19 protein-coding genes are annotated in these 14,516 nt (G+C 56.0%); 7 read left to right on the top strand and 12 right to left on the bottom strand.

The window, feature by feature from the left end; genetic code table 11:
* Positions 1 to 85: 85 nt before the first annotated feature.
* The 3 genes from HU718_RS16825 to gstA form a co-directional block, all read right to left on the bottom strand.
* Positions 86 to 2,074 carry a peptidase U32 family protein gene (locus HU718_RS16825; RefSeq protein ID WP_108224824.1) on the bottom strand — a complete coding sequence of 663 codons (1,989 nt, stop codon included), beginning with the start codon at positions 2,072 to 2,074 and terminating at the stop codon, positions 86 to 88.
* A gap of 205 nt (positions 2,075 to 2,279) precedes the next feature.
* Positions 2,280 to 2,660: a RidA family protein gene (locus HU718_RS16820; protein WP_186615676.1), complete on the bottom strand. Its 381-nt coding sequence runs from the start codon at positions 2,658 to 2,660 to the stop codon at positions 2,280 to 2,282.
* An 81-nt stretch (positions 2,661 to 2,741) separates the two neighbouring features.
* Positions 2,742 to 3,353, bottom strand: coding sequence for a glutathione transferase GstA (gstA, locus tag HU718_RS16815; protein WP_186615674.1), 612 nt, complete (start codon positions 3,351 to 3,353; stop codon positions 2,742 to 2,744).
* Positions 3,354 to 3,462: 109 nt separating this feature from the next.
* Between gstA and HU718_RS16810 the strand changes: the two genes are divergently transcribed.
* Together HU718_RS16810 and HU718_RS16805 are read left to right on the top strand one after the other, a co-directional pair.
* Positions 3,463 to 4,371 (top strand): transcriptional regulator GcvA, encoded by a 909-nt coding sequence (locus HU718_RS16810; RefSeq protein ID WP_186615672.1) that lies wholly within the window; start codon positions 3,463 to 3,465, stop codon positions 4,369 to 4,371.
* Positions 4,372 to 4,494: 123 nt separating this feature from the next.
* On the top strand, positions 4,495 to 4,908 hold the full coding sequence (locus tag HU718_RS16805) for a cupin domain-containing protein (protein WP_180698753.1): 414 nt from the start codon (positions 4,495 to 4,497) through the stop codon (positions 4,906 to 4,908).
* Positions 4,909 to 4,911: 3 nt separating this feature from the next.
* Here HU718_RS16805 and HU718_RS16800 read toward each other — a convergent pair whose 3' ends face one another.
* Positions 4,912 to 5,121, bottom strand: a complete 210-nt coding sequence (locus HU718_RS16800) for a hypothetical protein (RefSeq protein WP_016983430.1) — start codon at positions 5,119 to 5,121, stop codon at positions 4,912 to 4,914.
* A 109-nt stretch (positions 5,122 to 5,230) separates the two neighbouring features.
* Between HU718_RS16800 and HU718_RS29840 the strand changes: the two genes are divergently transcribed.
* Both HU718_RS29840 and HU718_RS16795 read left to right on the top strand, forming a co-directional pair.
* Entirely contained in the window at positions 5,231 to 5,365 is a 135-nt protein-coding gene (locus HU718_RS29840; protein ID WP_262416079.1) for a hypothetical protein, read from the top strand.
* 232 nt (positions 5,366 to 5,597) lie between these two features.
* Positions 5,598 to 6,146, top strand: a complete 549-nt coding sequence (locus tag HU718_RS16795) for a serine acetyltransferase (RefSeq protein WP_102898974.1) — start codon at positions 5,598 to 5,600, stop codon at positions 6,144 to 6,146.
* Between the two features lie 448 nt (positions 6,147 to 6,594).
* Here HU718_RS16795 and HU718_RS16790 read toward each other — a convergent pair whose 3' ends face one another.
* From HU718_RS16790 to HU718_RS16770, 5 genes are all read right to left on the bottom strand, one after another.
* Positions 6,595 to 7,644 (bottom strand): tyrosine-type recombinase/integrase, encoded by a 1,050-nt coding sequence (locus HU718_RS16790; protein ID WP_186615670.1) that lies wholly within the window; start codon positions 7,642 to 7,644, stop codon positions 6,595 to 6,597.
* Position 7,645: 1 nt separating this feature from the next.
* A complete protein-coding gene (locus HU718_RS16785) occupies positions 7,646 to 7,888 on the bottom strand; it encodes a DUF4224 domain-containing protein (protein WP_186615668.1) in 243 nt (80 codons plus the stop codon).
* A 46-nt stretch (positions 7,889 to 7,934) separates the two neighbouring features.
* Positions 7,935 to 8,183, bottom strand: coding sequence for a hypothetical protein (locus HU718_RS16780; protein ID WP_186615666.1), 249 nt, complete (start codon positions 8,181 to 8,183; stop codon positions 7,935 to 7,937).
* A 51-nt stretch (positions 8,184 to 8,234) separates the two neighbouring features.
* Positions 8,235 to 8,420 (bottom strand): hypothetical protein, encoded by a 186-nt coding sequence (locus tag HU718_RS16775; protein ID WP_186615664.1) that lies wholly within the window; start codon positions 8,418 to 8,420, stop codon positions 8,235 to 8,237.
* A gap of 132 nt (positions 8,421 to 8,552) precedes the next feature.
* The gene (locus tag HU718_RS16770) at positions 8,553 to 9,047 is read right to left on the bottom strand and encodes a hypothetical protein (protein WP_186615662.1); all 495 of its coding nucleotides are present in this window, start codon (positions 9,045 to 9,047) and stop codon (positions 8,553 to 8,555) included.
* Between the two features lie 188 nt (positions 9,048 to 9,235).
* Here HU718_RS16770 and HU718_RS16765 point away from each other — a divergent pair, with 188 nt between their 5' ends.
* Positions 9,236 to 10,813, top strand: a complete 1,578-nt coding sequence (locus tag HU718_RS16765) for an HNH endonuclease (protein WP_186615660.1) — start codon at positions 9,236 to 9,238, stop codon at positions 10,811 to 10,813.
* On the opposite strand, the gene HU718_RS16760 is transcribed toward HU718_RS16765, so the two are convergent.
* Positions 10,774 to 11,571 (bottom strand): hypothetical protein, encoded by a 798-nt coding sequence (locus HU718_RS16760; protein ID WP_186615658.1) that lies wholly within the window; start codon positions 11,569 to 11,571, stop codon positions 10,774 to 10,776. The genes HU718_RS16765 and HU718_RS16760 overlap by 40 nt on opposite strands.
* A 48-nt stretch (positions 11,572 to 11,619) precedes the next feature.
* On the opposite strand from HU718_RS16760, the gene HU718_RS16755 reads away from it, so the two are divergent.
* Positions 11,620 to 12,264 (top strand): hypothetical protein, encoded by a 645-nt coding sequence (locus tag HU718_RS16755; RefSeq protein ID WP_186615656.1) that lies wholly within the window; start codon positions 11,620 to 11,622, stop codon positions 12,262 to 12,264.
* 486 nt (positions 12,265 to 12,750) lie between these two features.
* On the top strand, positions 12,751 to 12,909 hold the full coding sequence (locus tag HU718_RS16750; RefSeq protein WP_186615654.1) for a hypothetical protein: 159 nt from the start codon (positions 12,751 to 12,753) through the stop codon (positions 12,907 to 12,909).
* 4 nt (positions 12,910 to 12,913) lie between these two features.
* Here HU718_RS16750 and HU718_RS16745 read toward each other — a convergent pair whose 3' ends face one another.
* Both HU718_RS16745 and HU718_RS16740 read right to left on the bottom strand, forming a co-directional pair.
* Entirely contained in the window at positions 12,914 to 13,978 is a 1,065-nt protein-coding gene (locus HU718_RS16745; RefSeq protein ID WP_186615652.1) for a DNA-methyltransferase, read from the bottom strand.
* Positions 13,979 to 14,027: 49 nt separating this feature from the next.
* On the bottom strand, positions 14,028 to 14,351 hold the full coding sequence (locus HU718_RS16740) for a hypothetical protein (RefSeq protein WP_186615650.1): 324 nt from the start codon (positions 14,349 to 14,351) through the stop codon (positions 14,028 to 14,030).
* Positions 14,352 to 14,516 lie beyond the last annotated feature (165 nt).

The raw sequence follows: 14,516 nt of genomic DNA, 5'->3' as shown, positions 1-14,516 counted from the left end.
GTTGGCGTTTTTTTATGCCTGCGATTTGGTGTGCTCGCAGAAGGGTGGGCGAGTACGGCGCCGAAACACCGTACTCGCCAACCACTCAGTGCGGTGCGCGCGGGATGGTTTTCATCAGATCTTCGGGGCTGATATGGCCGACCACGCTGCCCGGTTGCGGCAGGTTGAGGATGTGGCCTTTCATCTTGCCGATGATGTGCATTTCGCACGGCTTGCAATCGAACTTCAGCGTCAGCACTTCATCGCCGTGGATCAACTGCATCGGTGCAACCTTGGTGCGCACGCCGGTCACGCCTTTGGCCTGTTTCGGGCACAGGTTGAAGGAGAAACGCAGGCAGTGCTTGGTGATCATCACCGGCACTTCGCCCGGCTCTTCGTGAGCCTCGTATGCCGCGTCGATCAGCTTCACGCCGTGACGGTGGTAGAAGTCGCGGGCCTTCTGGTTGTAGACGTTGGCGAGGAAGGTCAGGTGTGAATCCGGGTACACCGGCGGCGGGCTGGTTTCGGCTTTACGGCCGCCACGCGGGTGCGCAGCGACACGGGCGGCGGTCAGGGCTTCGATCACTTCACGGCGCAGCGACTTGAGCTGCGAGTTAGGGATGAAGAACGCCTGAGGCGCATCCAGTTTGATGTCGGTGGCGTGGTACTGCGTGGTGCCGAGCTGGCCGAGCAGATCGCGCAACTGCTCCAGCGCTTGCTCAGGCTTGTTGGCCACGCCGAACGGACCGTTGAGGGTCACGCTGGCACTGATGCCTTCTTCACTGGTGGCGGTGACTTCCAGCTGTTCTTCACGCAAACGCGCGACCCAGCTCAGGGCCACGCGACGCTCGGAAGAGGTCTTCTGTAGCGCCTGTTGCCAGTTGTGATCGAGGTTGCGATTGAGCGGGTGGTTCGGGCGCAGCTTGAACAAGCCTTCGGGCATTTCGTTCGGCTCGACGCGATAGCGGTAGCGCTTCTCGCCGTCTTCTTCGAACTCGCCTTTGGCTTCAGCGATGTTGGCGCGGAAACCGACCACTTCGCGTTTGACCAGTACGTTCAAGCCATCGCCGTTGGACAGCGGCTCGTGGGTCACCACCTGCATGTCACGCTTGGCGACTTTTTCGACGATACCCACCGGCAGACCGGTGAAAGTCGGCGAGTCGAAAGCGCCAATGTCGATCTTGCGATCGGTGACGAAGTAATCGGTGCTGCCCCGGTGGAAAGTCTTTTCCGGGTCAGGCAGGAAGAAGTGCGCGGTGCGGCCGCTGGAGGCACGGGCCAGATCCGGGCGATCTTCGAGCACGTCGTCGAGGCGCTGGCGGTAATAGGCGGTGATGTTCTTCACATAGCCCATGTCCTTGTAACGACCTTCGATCTTGAACGAACGCACACCGGCTTCAACCAATGCGCGGATGTTGGCGCTCTGGTTGTTGTCTTTCATCGACAGCAGGTGTTTTTCATAGGCGATCACGCCACCCTTTTCATCTTTGAGGGTGTACGGCAAGCGGCAGGCCTGCGAGCAGTCGCCACGGTTGGCGCTGCGCCCGGTCTGCGCGTGGGAAATGTTGCACTGGCCGGAGAAGGCCACGCACAACGCGCCATGAATGAAGAATTCGATGGCTGCGTCGGTTTCGTCGGCGATCGCGCGGATTTCCTGCAGGTTCAGCTCACGGGCCAATACCAGTTGCGAGAAACCGGCCTGATCGAGGAACTTCGCTCGCTCAAGGGTGCGGATGTCGGTCTGCGTCGAGGCGTGCAGCTCGATCGGCGGAATGTCCAGCTCCATCACGCCCAGATCCTGAACGATCAGCGCGTCGACACCGGCGTCGTACAGCTGATGGATCAGCTTGCGCGCCGGCTCCAGTTCGTTGTCGTGCAGGATGGTGTTGATGGTGGTGAAGATGCGCGCGTGATACTTGCGGGCGAACTCCACCAGTTCGGCGATTTCGCCGACTTCGTTGCAGGCGTTGTGGCGCGCGCCGAAGCTCGGTCCGCCGATGTACACGGCGTCGGCGCCGTGCAGGATCGCCTCACGGGCGATGGCGACATCGCGGGCAGGGCTGAGCAATTCCAGATGATGCTTGGGCAAGGACATAGTTTTTTTAGTCAGGCTGTCACGGTTAGGCGCGCATTCTACCCGTGAAACGCGCGCCCGGCACGCCTGTGCTGCCCGATGGTGAACTTCCACTCCGGACCTGTAGGAGCCTGCGGCACGCTGCGATCTTTTGATCTTGAAGCTCAGATCAAAAGATCGCAGCCTCGTTTCACTCGACAGCTCCTACAGGGGCTGGGGTGGTGTGTCAGGCCTTGGCGGCCATGGCAGTCACTTCCACGCGCATCCCTTCAACCGCCAGCGACGCCACCCCCACCGCTGCACGCACCGGCCATGGCTTGGCGAAGTAGCGTTTGTAAACTTCGTTGAATGCCGCGCGATCAGCCATGTCGGTCAGGTAAATGGTCAGGTGCATGACCCGGTCCATCGAGCTGCCGGCGCGCTCCAGGGCGACTTTCAGCGCTTGCAATGTGCACTCACTTTGCTCGGTGATACCACCCAGCTCCAGACTGCCATCGGCGCGGGTCGGGATCTGGGTCGACACCATGATCCCAGCGAAGGTCGCTACGTCGGAAGAAATGGAGTCTGCGTCCGGATCCGGGGTGAAGGTGATGTCTTGGCTGGCCATGTTGATCCCTTGTCTGAGCGAGTAAATCGCGCCAGTTTACAGATTCATTGGCGACATCGCCCGTTTGCGTATCGGCACGGATCAGACCGGATGTGTGGCTTGTTCTGCCGCGATGGCCGAGCGTACGCTTGGGCGCTCGGCTATGTGCTTTATGTAGGTCGCCAGTACCGGCCAGTTTTCAATGTCGATATTGAAGGTCGGCAGCCACTGCAAGACAGTGAACAAATAAGCGTCGGCCACGGTGAATGTGCTCATGAGATAGTCCTGGGGGGCGAGTGTCTGGCTGAGAAAGTCCAGGCGCTTGAACAGTGTTTGTTTGAAGATCGCCTTGATCGACTCCGGGATTTCATTGTTGAACAGCGGCGCGCTGGCGCCGTGGATTTCGCTGCTGATGAAGTTCAGGTGCTCCTGCAGACGCGAGCGTTCCCACGTGCCATTGGCCGGCGCCAGTTTATGCGGCGGAACCTGATCGGCCAGGTATTGAAGAATCGCCGGCCCCTCCGTCAACACCTCGCCGTTATCCAGCAACAAGGCAGCCACGTATCCCTTGGGGTTGATCTCACGAAAGTCGCGGCCATCGGCAGTGCGCTTGCTGTGGTTATTGACGCGAATCAGCTCGAACGGCAAGCCCAGTTCCCGCAACACGATGTGCGATGACAGCGAGCAGGTCATCGGCGCGAAATACAGTTTCATGGCAGATCCTTTTTGAAAGAAGGCGCCAGAATCCATCGTCACTGAGCGTTTCGCAAAGGTCATTTCAAGTGATAGCGTATGACAAAATCTCATGAGTGTTTAACGCCATATGGTCGCCAGACTACCTTCCTTGAATGGCTTGAGAGCCTTCGAGTCCGCCGCGCGGCACATGAGCTTTACCCAGGCTGCGCAAGAGTTGAACGTCACGCAAACCGCCATCAGCCATCAGATTCGCAGGCTTGAGGCGGAGCTTGGTGTGACGCTGTTTTTGCGGCTCAAGGACGGCCTGGCACTGACTGAGGACGGGCAGGCTTACTTGCCCGGCATCCGCTCGGCGTTTCATGAGTTGCGCTACTCGACGGAGCAGCTGTTCGCGGCACGCGACCACACGGTGCTGACCATCAGCACATTAGTGTCGGTCGCGTCCAAATGGTTGTTGCCGCGCCTGCCGGCCTTTCAGCAGACGTTCCCTGATATCGAAGTGCGGGTCAGCGCCGCCACCGATCTGGTGGATTTTCGCCATGGCGGGATTGATGCGGCGATTCGTTATGGTCGCGGTGACTGGAAGGGCTTGCGTGCGGACTGGCTGATGTCCGATGAAATCTTCCCGGTGTGCAGTCCGGCCTTGCTCAAGGGTGGGAAGGCCTTACAGACGCCGGCCGATCTGGCCAACCACACGATGCTGCAAGTCAGCGGCATGACCGCCGCAGACTGGAACACCTGGCTGAGCGCGGCGGATCAGCCAGCGAAACTGGCCAAAGGGTCGCGACTGACCTTCGACCTGGCGATGATGGCGGTGCAGGCAGCCGTTGACGGGCAGGGCGTATGCATCGGGCGCTCGACCTATGTCGACGATGACCTGCGAGCCGGACGATTGGTGGCGCCTTTCGCTTTGCGCCTGAAGGATGATCTGGGCTTCTATCTGGTGACGCCCCATGAAACCGCCAACTCGAAGAAAATCGTCGCCTTGAGGACATGGCTGTTGGCGCAGTGCCAAAGCAGCGAAAGGTTTGTATAAGCGTGTATCAATCCCCACCGGATACACATGTCAATAACAAACAACGGGTTCACGACACATCCACGCTACATGCCCCACACACAGTAGAGGTCACACCACCACTACGCACAAGAGGGCTACATCATGCGCCGTCCACTCTTTCTGGCAACCACCGCCATTCTCGCTTCCCTGACCGGCATCGCACACGCCGCTGACACGCAACCCAAGAGCTGGCAGCAAGGACTTAGCCGCACCGATCTGGTTCGCCAGGACCTCGGCGCTGCGGATCGCGAAGTGATCCAGGCGCGGGTCGATTTCGAGTCCGGCGTGGCCTCACCAAGGCATGCGCATCCGGGCGTCGAGGTGGCATACGTGATCAGCGGCACTTTCGAATATCAACTGGAGGGCAGGGCACCGGTGACGCTGAAGGCGGGTGACTCGCTGTTCATCCCGGAAGGGGTTGCGCATATCGCCAAAAACATTGGCTCGGACAAGGGCTCGGAGTTGGCGACTTATGTTGTGAAGAAGGGCGAGCCCGTGTTGATTCTCAAGCCGTAAGACTCAATGAAGTGTCACCGCTCGGCGACTCTCGCCGATGCGGATCCGGTCGAGCGCCCGGTTCAAGGCATCCAGCGCGTCGAGCAGCGCTTTGGCTTCTGCTTCTCGACCATCGCCCCACAGACGTTCGGCCATTTTGTTCAAGGCCTGGATGGCGCGCTCGATGTCGGCAGCGGTGGCGGCCTCTCGGGCGACGGGTGGTTTTTTCGGCATTCGTTGCTGTCCTGCAAGGCAAAAAGTATTCGCCGGAGAAAGTTTGAATTAGTCAGTTGCCTGCCCGGTCAAGAATCATGAACGCAGTCAATCTGACGAGGTAACAGCAATGACTATCCAGGCAGAGACACTCGTACAACTGACCGAAGCGCTCAAGGAGCGCGGTTTGAATCTGGTTGCAGATGTCCACTTCACTCGCGCGCCTTATCGGCAGAATCACCGCTGGATCTGCGCGGTGGCGTAGCGATCCGAATGGGCCGGCGGCCTGAGCCAGGAGTTTACCGCCGGCGGCTCATGGATTAAACGGTGCACTTCCCTGAATTGACTTGCTTGCACTGAAGGCAATGCTCTCTCCATCCCACCACTTTTCCAGATAGCGATCGGGCATAACGATCTGTATCGATACTATTTCAGCCCTGACATAATCCGCCTCATGATTAACGCCGTTACAATCGGCCAATATTTCGGAAAGATAAATGAGGGATTTCAAGGAGCTGTGCGCTTACCTGAAGGAGGAAATTGCTACCAAGGAAGACGGCAGCGTAAAACTGAGCACCCTGATCAACAGGGTTCTGGCCAAGGAACGGTACCACTACGTTTTCTGGTTCAGGATTGCCCAGTACCTGCACAACAAGCCTCGCGGGTTCTGGAACTACAAGAAGTGGGCAAAGCGGATAAATCGAAAACTGATCCGCGAGCACAACATCGACATTGGTTTGTCGGCACAAATCGGTCCGGGTATCTGCTTCTCGCATCGCATCGGCATCGTCATTACCCACCGGGCCATCATCGGCCGAAACCTTCGCCTTCGCCAGAACACCACGATCGGTTCCAAGGACTATACCCAAGGTCACGTGCGCCTCGGTGACAACGTCGAAATCGGCGCAAACGTCTGCATCGTCGGTGAAATCAATATCGGCAACAACGTGACGATCGGCGCCCAGGCGTTCGTGAACAAGGATATTCCAGACAACACTGTGTATTACACCGAGTACCGGCCGACTTATCGGACCAAGCCGAAGTAAGGTGATGGTTCAGTTGCCGAACGTTAGGAACGATGAGGCTCTGAATAATTGGGGGGGTTGTTGTAGATAAGATGGTGGGGGGATGGGGGCGGACTTATGGATCTCGCGGTGATTTTTTCGTCCGCCATATGAATCTAAAAAGCTCTGGCAGGTTCGCCAGCCGCTCGGGGCTGTTCTCCGGCATGTCGGGCAAAAAGCCGCAAGAATCTCAAACGCCAGAAACGACAAAGCCCTGAATAATCAGGGCTTTGTCGGTACCAAATATGGCGGAGGCGATGGGATTCGAACTCATGGACCTGTTACAGTCGACGGTTTTCAAGACCGCTATGGAAAGCCGCCGAATAAGCGGCGTCAGACGTTTTTTAGTTCCAATACTTTTGTTTTGCAGCACCTCTACAGACCGCATTCTACAAGGGGCGCGTTTCGAGTTATGGAACGCATTTTTTGTCTATTTTGAGGGTTTGGCGATCGCGCCGACACGGCGATAAACCCGCTCAGTAATGTCGCCTTTTGTGTGCCCGAGCAACAGGCTGGCGTCACCAACATCGCTGATTTCCGACGCCGCTTTCGGCCGAATATCCCGGAACTGGAATTCACCGATCCGCTTAGCCAGCAGCTCGTCTCCCTGCTCAAGAGCTTCCAGTTTTGCCTTCTCTCGCGCCGCGTCCCATCGCTTCCTCAGCATCGTCGCAGTCATCCGTTTACCGCTCCGGTTGATGATCAGGTAGCTCGAAACGTGAGTAGCGTTTCGCTCTGTGATTGCCGCGATCAAAATGCCCAGGCTGTTAGCCTCTCCGGCGGTCGTCATCTGAATGCGCAGCTTCTTGTGCGTCTTGTTCTGTTGAACAGTCAGATACCCGCCTTCAACATCATCCTTCCGCATAACCAGCACATCTGCCGGCCTTTGCCCGGTCAGATAGGCTAGGTCCATCGCTTCCTTCAGCTCCTGAGCTGCCTTCTTGTATACCGCCTCCCAAACCACATCATTCGCGTAGTAGTCCCTCGGCGTCTCCTTGTTCTTGCGCACACCTTGGCAGGGATTCTCCTTCGTCGTCAGCCCCCATTCCCGTGCAATGTTGAAAATGTGGGAGAGGGTAGCGATCTCACGGTTCGCCCGGACCTTCGCCGATCGTGCGTCTCGGTAGCCAGCAATCGTTGCTGGCGTGATCGAGTCGATCGGAGCGCTGTCGAACATCGGCCGAAGCTGCTTGATTTCTGCCAAATTGTCCTTCTGCGTGCGCGGTGCTTTCTTTGGCACCACATCGCGAATGTACCGGTCGAAAATTCCCTTCATGGTGCGCAGGTCGAGCGGCTTTTCCTTTGCTTCAAGCTCGGCCCACCTCAGCCTGGCCTTGTCGAGATCCTTGCCCAGAGGGATGTCATTGCCGATCAGGTCTCGGTAGTAATACGCAGTCCAGGTACTCCCATTTTTGCGCTTCCGTGAGCGCTTATACATCCGAGGGGGAAGGTGCTGGTGCTCGGTCTTGCGGGGGCGCATATCAGTTCACTCGCGAATAGTCTGGCGTCCATGCCGGTGCAACCGGCGGCGGGTTCGGATCGGCAATCGTAGGGCTGATCATGCCCAGCTTCATGCGGGCATACATGCGGCCCACCAGCGGGCGCTTGCCGCGGCTTTCGACGAACACCCACTGGCGATCAATCAGCCAGCGGCGCTGGTAGGCTCGGGCCTTGTAGCCGGTGAGTGCGGCTAGTTCATCGTCGGAGAGGATTTCGGTTTCCATTAGGTATTACTCCATGCCGCGCGCGGCGGCAGAAGGTGGTGATGGGTTATGCGGACAGCAGGCCTTTCGCTTTCGCTTCCGTTTTGCACTGTTCGCGGAACTGGCGAGCGGATTCGATGGCTTCTTCTTTGGTGGTGGCTTTCCAGTCCGCGCCGAATTTGACGAAGTCGCCGCGCAGCTTCCCGCACCAGTAAGTGACGATTCTATGGCCCTCGATCTGGCGGATGGGCCCGGCGGTGGCTTTTGGTGCTGTCGCGTAGTGGATCAGCTTCTGGTCGTACGTTAATTCGGGCATAGGAATACCTCGCCCGCCGCACACCGGCAGGCTGTTGAGTTGGGGGAGGGGTTACATCAGTGTTGCGATATAGGCGCCTGCGATATGCAGGCGTAGTTCTTGCCGTTGGTGGAGATTGATCAGGCCCTTCGTGAATATGCGATTGCTCCACCTATCAAAGTCGCGGAAGAAACGATTTCGGGACTTGCGACTTTTCAGTGTTGGAATAACCAATAGGGCTTCTTTGAAACTGTTCATGAGGCGTTCCTCTTCAGCTGAGCCTCAATCGTCGCTGTATTGAATTGACGGTTTCCCGACTATTCGATTGATTGTCCGGCCATCACCGCAGCCCCTTGTAGCAGTACACGTAGGTGAACCAGGCCAGGGCGATCATGGCGTCACCTCTGAGGCTTCTGGAATATCCTCAAACTTGTAAGTCTTGATGACGCGCTCTTCGACGCCGGAGACCTTGATGAATTTGGCCTCTTCAACCCAAGGGTAGGCGTCGGGCTCGCCGTGCTTGCCACCGCCGCTCATCTCACAAAAGGCAAGAGCACGACCATCGGGCAGGATGAAAGCCTTCACATCAACCTCGTAGTTGCGCTCCCAACTGTAGTGGCACCAAGAAGGGATGCCGCGAACGTCTTCAGCCTCATAACGCACTTCGTTAATGGCGTCGTCATGCTCATTTTCGCCGAACAGGGTGTCGAGTAGTTCGCCCGGTGCGGCGGACAGAAAAGCATTGTCGATGCTGCTGTCCTGCCCATTATCATCGGTAGACGTGTAGGCGTAGCCGAACTCAAGCCCCTTGCGCATGACGAGCAGCTTCGCCATTTGGCTTGCAGTGAGCGTGTTCAGTGAGTGGTGGATGTTTGCATCGAGCATAGGGGTTCCTTGCCGCTATAGCGGCTGACTTTGAAAGGGAGGGGTTACTGAGCTATTAGATCAGTCTGTAATTTTGCCAATACTCAATTTGCACTGTGTAAGCAGAACGTCGGTAGGTAGTGAAATGTAGATATGTCGGAATGCCATCTACCTGCTTTAGAATCTGCTCCTCACCGGAGAGAGCAAACATGGACGCACACAAGATTGATACCCTGAAGCTAGAAGCGGAACGCATTGCTCTTGAGCGGTTTGGTGCAACTTCATCGGCGGAGATTGAGTCGATTCTCGCTGTGTTGTCTTACGAGCAGACGCTGCTCCAGAAGCATGGGAAGCGACAGCCCGCTGCTTATACGTGGCGCATGCTCGAAAAACACGGGATCGTTTCGGGCGTCGAGAGAGTGGTTATCCGTGAGGCAGAAACGCAAGGCTACAGAGCTCTACTCAGCCTTGGGTTACAGGATTTCGCATTTGAAGCCGTTGTGGTTAGGCATCCGGAAATTTTTTCCCCGGAGGCAGTAGAGCATTCGGCATCACGCCTACGTGACTTTGAAGACACGTTAACCGCCGGGTATAAATTTTGGTGGGTAAACCATAAGCAGACCTTTAAGGCTGAGTTTGACGGTGGCTATATTTGGTCTCCGAAAACCAATAAAAATGGCGCTCGCAACAAAACTTATGAAAATTTGACCCAGGTGGAGCCTGGGGATGTAGTGGTGTCCTACGCTAATGGACGGATCAAAGCTATTGGCATCGCAATCAATAATTGCGCAGAAGCTCCAAAGCCAGAAGAATTTGGATCGATTGGCGCAAGCTGGGCTGCTACGGGATTTTTGGTGTCGATCAACTGGATCGCATTATCGACTCCGATTTCGCCGAAGGCTCATATCGACAAAATCCTAAAGCTTCTGCCGAAGAAAAATTCACCTCTCCAGTCAAGTGGTAACGGTAACCAGGGCTGCTACCTGGCGGCCATTTCAGTTGCATTGGGTTACGTAATTTTTAGCCTTTTGGGTGCCCCTGATTTTGAAGCAATAATTGCGAAGCAAGCCTTAGTTTCCGCAGACGGGACTGGGCTGGCGGGCAGTGCTCGCTTGCCGGCGGAAGAATTACGAAAGGTTACTGCTGAGTACATTTGGAAAGCAGTCCAATATCTCCTTCAAGGCGCTCTGCCAGAGGATTTTGGACCCTCTATCGACTACGACCTCTTGGTTGACGCGAACGTCAGGCTGGCTCCTAAGCAGGTCTTCGGACTCGCTGCATCGGAAGCGCTGAAATTCAAGGTAATGCCGAAGCATTTCACTGCGGGAAAGGGGACTGTGTGTTTCGAGCTGCTGGAAGCTGCGGGCTACAAAATCATCGCTAAAGGGGACCCAATTGAGTTGATAGACGTACCTATCGATGCCGAAGTGCAAGAGTGGGCAGAGGGTCAGCTTAAGTTGGTAACACATTTGCGCAGAGAGCGTTCTCCAGGTCTAGCCAAAGCAAAAAAGGCTGATTTTATCAAAGCTCATGGCGGGCTTTTCTGTGAGAGGTGTGGATTAGATCCAGTTGAAACCTATGGCGAACAGGGTGAAGCCTGCATCGAGGTTCATCATGACTCTGTAAAGGTTGCTGATATGGGGGAGGATCACAAGACAACACTCGATCAATTGCTTTGCCTTTGCGCCAACTGTCATCGCGTATTGCATAGAGAGCTGAAAGCTTCGAGTGTTCACTCAGCATCAGGTTACGACCGATCTGGTGGTATGTCCCCAGTACTCAGCTGATAGTCGGCCTCAGCTATCTCGCAAAAGAAAGAGCAAGCTGGAAGTGCCTCGTTTCGGCGGGGCTCACCAAGTGGAAGGTCGCGTAGAGAGAAACGGATATTGGTCTTGCGGTTGCGATGCAGGTACGCGCCTGGGCCAAGTTCATCCTGAACACGGCAAAGCTCTTCAAATTGCTCCTGGAAGTCCTCGCGAATCGCTCGAAAGTAGCCTTCACCACCTTTCACGCAGCCGATGCAGTTGGCGTTGTCGTAGCCTAGGCGGTACATCAGCGGTAACTCGATCCCCGCACGCTCGACCATTGCCTTGCAGTCGTCTTTACCAAGGCCGGCGTCTATCAGAGGCGCGATGACGGGGCGATTAGGGTTGCGCTCGCGAAAGTCTTCCAGGCGGTCGACTTCTTCGGCGGTATAGCCGAACACCATGATGTCGCCCGGTTGCTTCCAGGTATCGAGCTGACGACGCTTCAGTAACTTGGTGCATGGCGCGCCGGTTCGGCCTTTCATGAATCGCTCGCGCAGGAACACTTGGATGATGTCGGCGCCGTACTTCTCGTCACGCAGTTGCACTATTTTCTGCCCGAACCATTCTTGGCAGTCCAGAAGGAAGCGCCGGTTGTCTTCATGCTCGTTTGCCAGGAATGCGTTGATGATCTGCACGTCGTGTGTCGCGCTGTACTTTGCCAATGCCAGCTTGGTAGCCACCGCCGAGGCAGCGCCGCAGCTGAACTGGCAGACAATTCGGGGATGTTGTGCGGACATAGGGGATCCTCGCCGGTATATTGCGACTGAATTTATGGGGGGATAGGGATGTCGATTTGTTTCGCGATCACTGATGCTGAATTAGAGTTAACAAAAGACATACTTGGGTTGGTGTTTTCTGGAGTGGCTGCTTTTGGGGCGTTGATTGCGGCCGTTGCCGCGATACAGGGTGTGAATGCATGGAAGAAACAGTTGCGTGGCAAATCTGACTATCAGCTCGCTGAGGAGATGTTGATTGCTGCTTACAAATATCAAGAAATTTTGCACGTGTCGTGGCAGGTTGCTGGGCACGCAATCTACAAGATTGAGAGCGATTGCTGGATGGGGCTGGAGGATGATGGGCTTCCAGAAAGTTACTTCAATCATTGGCTGGGTGAGATTGAAAAAGGGCGATCAGAGTTCGAACTTGTCGCAACGAAATGCGCTGCACTCTGGCGTGGGAAGTTCAAAGCTGAGTTGAAATGGTTAAATCATTTTGAGCACTACTGCGCTGAAACTATCAGAGCGTGCAACAGAATATATGATGGTTCTGGATACAAGCCTGAAAAAGAGGATCAAGCCAGTCTTGCGTCTGCAAACTGGCTTGTTTTTGAAAGGAAAATAAAGTCCAAGGATGAAGATGTGAACTCTTACCTAGCGAGACTCATGCTTCCCATGGTTTCTGTCTTGGATGAAAGACGTCTTTTGAGTTAATGATTTTTTGCTCGTTGAAAGCCATCGACAGCGGCCGTCACGTTTATCTCCATCAGGGTGTCTACGCCTGCCTCGCCGACTGGCTCGATTCGTTGAAGTGGGGTATCCGGACAGGCGGGCCATGAGTGGGCCCGTGATGACCTACTCTCAATGGGCTGTTCCCATTACCAAGGAGATCATCATGTCCAAAAGTGGAGGCGGTAAAAGCTCAAGCAATTCAGGTGGATCAAGCAAAGGATCCGGCAGTTCACGCGGACCTTCGACTCATCCAGGGCCAGGTGGTAATTGGCCAAGTACAACGCCGAACCCTTCGGGCGATCACAGAGGAAATGCTCCGTCAGGTAAGAAAGGCTGATGTTGGACTATGTCCTCGCCGGCTGGCGTAAGTCATCGAAGTGGGGTATTTGTGTTCGGAAATTTTGAACGGGGGATCAGGCATTGACGCAGGAAGAAGCAATTAGGAACGGAGAGAGGCTCCGAGTGTTTATGGATGAGAAAATCAAACAAAAGGATGATTTTCGACGCCGGAATCTTGATCTTTCAAAACCAGATGCGCTGGAAGTCTTTGAGCAACTTCAGAAGGAAGCCACGGAAGCGAGCACAGCCCTTTATGATTTCTGCATCAAACACGGAGTTTCTGCTTAAACGGTCAGGCGGCCGGCGCAGAGTCGTGAAAAACGTCCATTTGTGCCGCGCCATCGAGCCAAGCGGCCGCGATACGGCGCTCGGCCATGGCTGCATAGTCCGGGTTGAGTTCGCACAGGATCGACTTACGACCTTCCTGCATGGCTACCACCGCCGTGGTACCGGCACCGCCGAACGGATCCAGCACCACACCACCACGCGGGGCGCCTGCCAAAACGCATGGCCGGATCAGATCGGGCGGGAAGGTCGCAAAGTGGGCGCCTTTGAAGCTGTGGGTCGATACGGTCCAGACACTGCGTTTGTTCCGCTCACTCGGCATTACCGCAAGGGCTGAGTTCATCGACTCGTTGTCTTTGATTCGCCCCAGGCCGCGTTCCTCATCGTCTGTTCCGTGACCCCATCCGACTCCATTCGACTTCCTGGCGACTGCCTTCATGTTGCCGTTGCTCTTGGCCCCGCCATTGGCCCGGTCGCTGCCAATCTGTGCGAGGACATCTTGCGAAAGCCGGTTGTGGGTATTCAGTGAGCAGGGTTCGAGGATCGCACCCTGGTCGAAGTGGTACTTCTGCGACTTGCTTAGCAGGAAGATGTACTCGTGGGCCTTAGTGCACCGGTCGCGCACGCTCTCCGGCATCGGGTTCGGCTTGTGCCAGATAATGTCTTGGCGCAGATACCAGCCGTCATCCTGTAGCGCGAAGGCCAGACGCCACGGCATGCCCATCATGTCCTTCACCTTTATCCCATCCGTCAGCGGTGCGCGATCTGGCGAGACGGCAGCTTTGTCTCGCCGGAACGAAAGATTCCCTGTTGAGCGAGCGGCGTAGCTGTCACCCATGTTCACCCAGGCCGTGCCGTCGTCGCGGAGTACTCGGCGCACTTCGCGGAATACTTCGACCAGACGGGCAATAAACTCACCCGGGGTTTCCTCCAAACCGATCTGCCCGTCTACGCCGTAATCGCGCAGGCCGAAGTAGGGCGGGCTGGTAACGCAGGTGTGAACTGACTTATCCGGCAGGGGCCGCATCATGTCGATGCAGTCACCGACCAGAATGCGGTGCTGTTCTGTCATCGCCACGGTCCCCTGTAGATGAGGTAGGCCATGTAGCGCGGGGCGAAGATCATGGCGCCACCTCGCGGCGTGCCCACCAGCAGACTGGGCCATCGTCGGTATCGTGGATTGAAAGGCAGAACCAGCCTTCGCCTTCCGGTTTATCCGGATCCCAGTAGCTGCAATCCGGATCATGGGAGTCGAAATAGCGCTCCGATATCTCGTCCGGCGCATCCTCAATACTTGTCATCTTCACGACCAGGTGCTGCTCGGCGAGCCACTTCTTGCACTTCTCTTCATCACCTTCATCAAATGGCGGCAGTTCCGGGTGCCAGAACATGCCGTTTTCATCGCGCACAACCGGCACCGGCTGAATCAGTTTTATCGTTTCCATGGGCGAGCTCGTCCTTGCCGCTATAGCGGCTGACTTTGAAGGGGGAGGTATTAAAAATGTGATTAAACTAGCGAATAGCCAGGTCTGGCAGCTATCGTTAGCTGTCGGGGTAAATTTGTTGAACGCTGGGGTTGATAATTATGACGGTTGCGGTGGTCTGGTTTC

The sequence above is a fragment of the Pseudomonas tensinigenes genome, from assembly GCF_014268445.2.
Lineage (GTDB): Bacteria > Pseudomonadota > Gammaproteobacteria > Pseudomonadales > Pseudomonadaceae > Aquipseudomonas > Aquipseudomonas tensinigenes.
This window is presented reverse-complemented; position numbering and strand designations above follow the sequence as displayed.